Genomic DNA, 5,489 nt, shown 5'->3' with positions numbered 1-5,489 from the left:
GGCTGCATTCCCACGCAGAGCGTGGGAATGATCATGAAAGGCTGCGATCTTTTAAACCAACACCTGCCGATTCGCCGTCATGTATTCGAATATCTGCTTCTCCACCCGCGGATGAATCAGCTCCACCGGCCGCCGCTCATTCGGGCAAGGCAAGGTTTTGGTCGTGCCAAACAAGCGGCAAATCAACGGCCGCTCCTCATACACCGTGCAGCCATTCGGCCCCAGATGCACACAGTTCAACTCCTCCATCGCCGCATCCTGCTCGGCGCGGGTCTTGCGCGGCAGGCGGGACATTTCTTCCGGCGAAGTGGTCACTGGCCCGCAGCAGTCGTGGCAGCCGGGCACGCACTCGAACGAGGGGATCTGCTGACGCAAGGTGCGGACTGTCTGGCTGTTGCAGCTCATCGAAACGGTAACCAAGGTGGAATAGGCGCCAATTGTGCCGCAAAAGCCCTGATCCAGACACCGCCGGCCGACCAGTGTTGCCCACGTTCGGGCGTGCGGCTTATGCTCCGTCAAATTTTCTCGACACCTTAGCCGTTGGATGACGCCCATGACTGCCCGCGCCCACTCCCCCGCGAGCCAACCCCACGTTGCCTCTTATTACGCCGCCAGCAGCTTGCCGCAGCCGGATCATCCTGCGCTGCAAGGTGAAATGGTGGCTGATGTCTGCGTGGTTGGTGGCGGTTTTTCCGGGTTGAACACGGCACTGGAACTGGCTGAACGCGGCCTCAGCGTGGTGCTACTGGAAGCACACAAGATCGGCTGGGGCGCCAGTGGCCGCAACGGCGGGCAGTTGATTCGCGGCGTCGGCCACGGCCTCGATCAGTTCACCAACGTCATCGGCGCCGACGGCGTGCGCGAGATGAAACTCATGGGCCTGGAAGCGGTGGAAATCGTTCGTCAGCGCGTCGAGCGTTTTCAGATTGCCTGTGACCTGACCTGGGGCTACTGCGACCTCGCCAACAAACCGTCCGACCTCGAAGGCTTTGCCGAAGACGCCGAAGAATTGCGTGGCCTTGGCTATCGCTACGAAACCCGCTTGCTGCAAGCCAACGATATGAACACGGTGGTCGGCTCCAAGCGCTATGTCGGCGGATTGATCGACATGGGTTCAGGACATCTGCATCCGCTGAATCTGGCGCTGGGTGAAGCGGCAGCGGCGCAGCAATTGGGCGTCAAACTGTTTGAACACTCCGCAGTGACGCGTATCGATTACGGCCCCGAAGTCAAAGTCCATACAGCCCACGGTTTGGTACGCGCGAAAACGCTGGTGCTCGGCTGCAATGCCTATCTCAATGATCTGAACCCGCAACTCAGCGGCAAAGTCCTGCCCGCCGGCAGCTACATCATCGCCACCGAACCGTTGAGCGAAGAACAGGCGCACAGCCTGCTGCCGCAGAACATGGCGGTCTGCGACCAACGTGTCGCGCTGGATTACTACCGGCTCTCGGCCGATCATCGTTTGCTGTTCGGCGGTGCCTGTCATTATTCGGGGCGGGATCCGAAGGATATCGGCGCCTACATGCAGCCGAAGATGCTCGAAGTATTCCCGCAATTGGCCGGGGTGAAGATCGATTATCAGTGGGGCGGGATGATCGGTATCGGCGCAAACCGTTTGCCGCAGATTGGCCGGCTCGCGGATCAGCCAAATGTGTATTACGCCCAGGCGTATTCCGGACACGGGGTGAATGCCACGCACCTGGCGGGCAAGTTGCTCGCCGAGGCGATCAGCGGCCAGCACAGCGGTGGTTTTGATCTGTTTGCCAAGGTGCCGCACATCACTTTCCCGGGCGGCAAGCATTTGCGTTCGCCGCTGTTGGCGTTGGGGATGTTGTGGCATCGGATGAAAGAGTTGGTCTGATTGATCGTTCCCACTCTCTGCGTGGGAATGCATCCAGTCCGGGGCGGCGTTCCCACGCAGAGCGTGGGAACGATCAGTGGTTATCAGATCCGCCAGAACGGCTTCAACCCCTCCTCCTGCGCCTGTTCACGCGTCAGCCCGATGTCCTTGAGCTGATCCGCCGTCAGCGCCAGCAACGCCTTTCGCGTGTGCAGACGATGCCAGAACAGATTCCAGCGACTCAGGCCGGATGGCGCGTTACGCATGAGATTGCGCGCGTTGTCCTTCTGCCCTGCCGCCAGTTCCTGACTGTGTAACGTCAGCCGCACATCGCTCAAGCCGTTCATTTTCGTTGCTCCTGTTTACTTGGGTAGCCAGAGATTCCATGATGCGCGGGCAAGCAAAACCGTTACAGATTCAAAGCAACTGTATTAACTCCATACAGATTTGCCGCTCTGAAGACTGAATTGTCGATTTCTGCCGCATCTGTACTGGTTTATCGAATCACCGCACCGAGGCAGAGCCATGACCCTTTATGTAAACCTTGCCGAATTGCTCGGCACGCGCATCGAAAACGGCTTCTATCGACCCGGCGATCGGTTGCCGTCTGTACGTGCCTTGAGCGTCGAACACGGGGTCAGCCTGAGCACGGTGCAACAGGCTTATCGCATGCTGGAAGACAGCGGTCTGGCTACGCCAAAGCCCAAGTCCGGCTACTTTGTGCCGGTTGGCCGCGAACTGCCGGAGCTGCCCGCCGTTGGCCGCCCGGCGCAACGGCCAGTGGAGATTTCGCAATGGGATCAGGTGCTGGAGTTGATTCGCGCAGTGCCGCGCAAGGATGTCGTGCAACTGGGTCGCGGCATGCCCGACATCAGCTCGCCAACGATGAAACCGCTGCTGCGCGGGCTGGCGCGGATCAGCCGCCGCCAGGACATGCCCGGTCTGTATTACGACAACATCCACGGCACCCTCGAATTGCGCGAGCAGATCGCCAGACTGATGCTTGATTCCGGCTGCCAGTTGAGCGCCAGCGACCTGGTCGTCACCACCGGTTGCCATGAAGCGCTGTCCACCAGCATCCACGCGATCTGCGAGCCGGGCGACATTGTCGCGGTGGACTCGCCAAGCTTTCACGGCGCCATGCAGACCCTCAAGGGCCTGGGCATGAAAGCCTTGGAAATCCCCACCGATCCCCTCACCGGCATCAGCCTCGAAGCCCTGGAACTGGCGCTGGAACAATGGCCGATCAAGGTCATCCAGCTCACCCCGAACTGTAACAACCCGCTCGGCTACATCATGCCGGAGTCGCGCAAACGCGCTCTGCTCAACCTCGCGCAGCGCTTCGACGTGGCGATCATCGAAGACGATGTGTATGGCGAACTGGCCTACACCTACCCGCGCCCACGCACGATCAAATCTTTCGACGAAGACGGCCGCGTATTGCTGTGCAGCTCGTTTTCCAAGACCCTGGCGCCAGGGCTGCGTATTGGCTGGGTCGCGCCGGGCCGATACCTCGAACGCGTGCTGCACATGAAATACATCAGCACCGGATCGACCGCACCGCAGCCGCAGATCGCCATCGCCGAATTCCTCAAGGCCGGTCATTTCGAACCGCACTTGCGGCGGATGCGCACGCAATACCAGCGCAGCCGCGACCTGATGATCGACTGGGTGACCCGCTATTTCCCGGCAGGCACCCGCGCCAGTCGGCCGCAAGGCAGCTTCATGTTGTGGGTCGAATTGCCGGAAGGTTTCGACACCTTGAAACTGAATCGTGAGTTGCACGACCAAGGCGTACAGATTGCCGTCGGCAGCATCTTTTCCGCCTCGGGCAAATACCGCAATTGCCTGCGGATGAACTACGCTGCCAAACCGACAGCGCAGATCGAAGAAGCGGTGCGCAAGGTCGGCGAGACCGCTGTCAGATTGCTGGCAGAAGCCGACTGACTTTTTTCCAGAGAACCGCGTCCATATGCCGACCCTAGCCGCCAACCGGAATGACCCTACGTGAGCTTCAGACAGCCCCTTCTCGCTTTGCTGTTACTCGCCTCGTTCCTGAGCGGCTGTGCCAGTCTCGATGTTCCGCGCGAATCCAGTCAGGCGTTGCCGGCTTCCGATTCCAGCTTCGGTCGTTCGATTCAGGCACAAGCGGCGCCCTATCAAGGCCGCTCGGGTTTTCGCCTGCTGTCCAACAGCAGCGAGGCGTTCACCGCGCGCGCCGAACTGATCCGCAACGCCCAGAGCAGTCTGGATCTGCAGTACTACATCGTCCACGACGGCATCAGCACGCGGATGCTGGTGGAGGAACTGCTCAAGGCTGCCGATCGTGGGGTACGTGTGCGCATTCTCCTCGACGACACCACCAGCGATGGCCTCGACCAGATCATCGCGACACTGGCGGCGCATCCACAGATTCAGATTCGCCTGTTCAACCCGCTGCATCTGGGCCGCAGCACCGGCGTCACCCGCGCGGCGGGGCGCTTGTTCAATCTGTCGCTGCAACATCGGCGCATGCACAACAAGCTGTGGCTGGCGGACAACAGCGTGGCCATCGTCGGCGGGCGCAATCTGGGCGACGAGTACTTCGACGCCGAGCCGAACCTGAATTTCACCGACATCGACATGCTCAGTGTCGGGCCGGTCGCCGAGCAACTCGGGCACAGTTTCGACCAGTACTGGAACAGCGCGCTGAGCAAACCGATCGACGAGTTCCTCACCAGCCAACCGACCGCCAAGGATCTGCAGAACACTCGCACCCGCCTGGAAGAATCGCTGGAAGACACCCGTAAACAGAATCACGCGCTGTATCAGCAGCTCATGACGTTCAAGACCGCGCCGCGCATGGATATCTGGCGCAAAGAACTGATCTGGGCATGGAATCAGGCGTTGTGGGATGCGCCGAGCAAGGTGTTGGCCAAGGGTGAGCCGGATCCGCAATTGCTGCTGACCACGCAATTGGGCCCGGAGCTGCGCGGCGTCAGCAAGGAACTGATCATGATCTCGGCGTACTTTGTGCCGGGCCAGCCGGGGCTGGTGTACCTGACCGGTCGCGCCGATGCGGGTGTGTCCGTGAGCCTGCTGACCAACTCGCTGGAAGCCACCGACGTGCCCGCAGTGCACGGCGGGTATGCGCCGTATCGCAAAGCTCTGCTGGAGCATGGCGTGAAGTTGTATGAACTACGGCGCCAGCCTGGGGATAACTACGGCAGCGGTCCGCATGTGTTTTACAGCAAGTCGTTTCGTGGTTCGGACTCAAGCCTGCACAGCAAAGCAATGATCTTTGATCGGCAGAAATCGTTTATCGGCTCATTCAACTTCGACCCGCGCTCGGTGCTGTGGAACACCGAAGTCGGGGTCTTGGTCGACAGCCCCGAGCTGGCCGAACATGTTCGCGAACTGGCCTTGCAAGGCATGGCGCCAGCGTTGAGCTATGAGGCGAAGCTTGAGAACGGGCAGATCGTCTGGGTGACTGAGGACAACGGCCAAATGCATACACTGAGCAAAGAGCCGGGGAGTTGGTGGCGACGATTCAACGCGTGGTTCAGCACCACTGTCGGCCTTGAGCGAATGCTTTAAAAAGCAAAAGATCGCAGCCTTCGGCAGCTCCTACAGAACGAATGCATTGCAACTGTAGGAGCTGTCGAAG

General features: G+C 60.2%; 5 protein-coding genes. 3 read left to right on the top strand and 2 right to left on the bottom strand.

The features are described from left to right. Window positions 1-51: 51 nt before the first annotated feature. Entirely contained in the window at window positions 52-405 is a 354-nt protein-coding gene (locus tag PMI23_RS18890) for a YkgJ family cysteine cluster protein (RefSeq protein ID WP_007920389.1), read from the bottom strand. Window positions 406-553: 148 nt separating this feature from the next. On the opposite strand from PMI23_RS18890, the gene PMI23_RS18885 reads away from it, so the two are divergent. Next, complete coding sequence (locus PMI23_RS18885; RefSeq protein ID WP_007920388.1) at window positions 554-1,864, top strand: NAD(P)/FAD-dependent oxidoreductase; 1,311 nt, start codon at window positions 554-556, stop codon at window positions 1,862-1,864. Between the two features lie 83 nt (window positions 1,865-1,947). On the opposite strand, the gene PMI23_RS18880 is transcribed toward PMI23_RS18885, so the two are convergent. Then, window positions 1,948-2,190 (bottom strand): DUF1127 domain-containing protein, encoded by a 243-nt coding sequence (locus PMI23_RS18880; RefSeq protein WP_007920387.1) that lies wholly within the window; start codon window positions 2,188-2,190, stop codon window positions 1,948-1,950. Between the two features lie 178 nt (window positions 2,191-2,368). Between PMI23_RS18880 and PMI23_RS18875 the strand changes: the two genes are divergently transcribed. Continuing rightward, window positions 2,369-3,790, top strand: coding sequence for an aminotransferase-like domain-containing protein (locus PMI23_RS18875; protein ID WP_007920385.1), 1,422 nt, complete (start codon window positions 2,369-2,371; stop codon window positions 3,788-3,790). A 60-nt stretch (window positions 3,791-3,850) separates the two neighbouring features. Then, window positions 3,851-5,419, top strand: coding sequence for a phospholipase D family protein (locus tag PMI23_RS18870; RefSeq protein ID WP_007920383.1), 1,569 nt, complete (start codon window positions 3,851-3,853; stop codon window positions 5,417-5,419). Window positions 5,420-5,489 lie beyond the last annotated feature (70 nt).

The organism is Pseudomonas sp. GM24, assembly GCF_000282235.1.
Classification (GTDB): Bacteria; Pseudomonadota; Gammaproteobacteria; order Pseudomonadales; family Pseudomonadaceae; genus Aquipseudomonas.
Note: the sequence above shows the minus strand (reverse complement) of the source record. Positions and strands in the feature narration are given on the sequence as shown.